Source organism: Ruegeria sp. AL11, from assembly GCF_056540865.1.
On the sequence record NZ_JBQFXO010000043.1, the window covers coordinates 1 to 1276 of the forward strand.

Consider the following 1276-nt stretch of genomic DNA (forward strand, 5'->3'; position numbering starts at 1 on the left):
CCGGAAACTTGTGCGGGGAAACGACGATCGCATCCTTGCGCGCGTCCGCCGGCCCCATATCCATCGGCAGGTAAGGCCCGCCCCCGGCGTAATCCCAAATCGCCACGGCACCATGCGCCTTGAGCAACCGCGTCACCGGATCAGGGTCAGTGACAATTCCGGTTACATTGGACGCCGCCGAAAAGGAACCGATCAGAAGATCTGCGCCTGCATGGGTCAACAGCGCGGTTTCCAGCGCCCCCAGGTCAACACCGCCACCTTCGGCTTCGGGGATTTCAACCACAAGTGCCTTGCTTTCCCGCCACGGCAGGATGTTCGAGTGATGCTCGTAAGGACCAATCAAGACAACCGGTTGGTCGGCCTCTGCCACCCCGAGCAGGCTGACCAACCGGTTGAGCCCCGCAGTGGCACCAGACCCGGTGAAGATCACCGCGTCCTCTTCCTGGGCACCTACAATGCGGGCTATTTCCGCCCGCGCCTCGCGGCGCAGATGTGTCATGTAAGATCCGCAGTAAGAGGCCTCGGTGTGGCTGTTCGCGTAAAACGGCAACACATGTTGCGCCACAAAGTCTTCGACCTGCCGCAAGGCGCGACCCGAAGCGACGTAATCCGCATAGACAAGCGGCACGTCCCCATGCAGACCCGGGATCAGAACATTCTCTCCGATCAGCCCATCGCGCAGGTTTGAATTGTGAGCGGTGGAACAGAGTTCCGCACGAAACTTGGACAGGGACATTGCATTGGCTCCTAACTGCCCGAGTAATGTGATTTATTATTTGCGCGAAAACTTCACCTATAATTGCGTAGATTTTAAATACTTTGTGTCATATGATTAGTTATGTCATCTAAAATAGATCAAATTGACACACGCGTTCTGAAAGAGCTGCAAAAGGACGCCACCCTGTCGCAACGGGAATTGGCGGATCGTGTAGGGCTTTCCCAGAACGCCTGCTGGCGACGTCTGAAGGCTTTGAACGAAGATGGTGTCCTGATCGGTTCAACCGCCCGCATCGCACGCGAGAAATTGGGACTGAGCCTTGTGGTCTTTGTCATGCTGCGCACGCGGCATCATTCGACCGAGTGGCTACAGGCCTTTCGCAGCCACGTTCTGACGATCCCCGAGGTCGTGGATTTTCATCGTATCGGCGGTGATTATGATTATCAGCTGAAAGTCGTCACACAGGATATGGCATCTTACGACAAGGTGTATCAACGGCTAATCGAAAAGGTCGAGCTGGACAGTGTCACGTCGTATTTCGCGATGGAAGCAATCGCC

The 1276-nt window shown here is 55.9% G+C and carries 2 protein-coding genes; one reads left to right on the forward strand and one right to left on the reverse strand.

The genetic code is table 11. The annotated features are described in order from the left end of the window. Positions 1-736, reverse strand: a 736-nt coding sequence (locus ACR0IP_RS23140) for an aminotransferase class V-fold PLP-dependent enzyme (protein WP_480528155.1), incomplete at its 3' end; no start/stop codon positions are given. A 102-nt stretch (positions 737-838) separates the two neighbouring features. Here ACR0IP_RS23140 and ACR0IP_RS23145 point away from each other — a divergent pair. Next, a partial coding sequence (locus tag ACR0IP_RS23145) for an Lrp/AsnC family transcriptional regulator (protein ID WP_480528156.1) occupies positions 839-1276 on the forward strand: 438 nt, incomplete at its 3' end.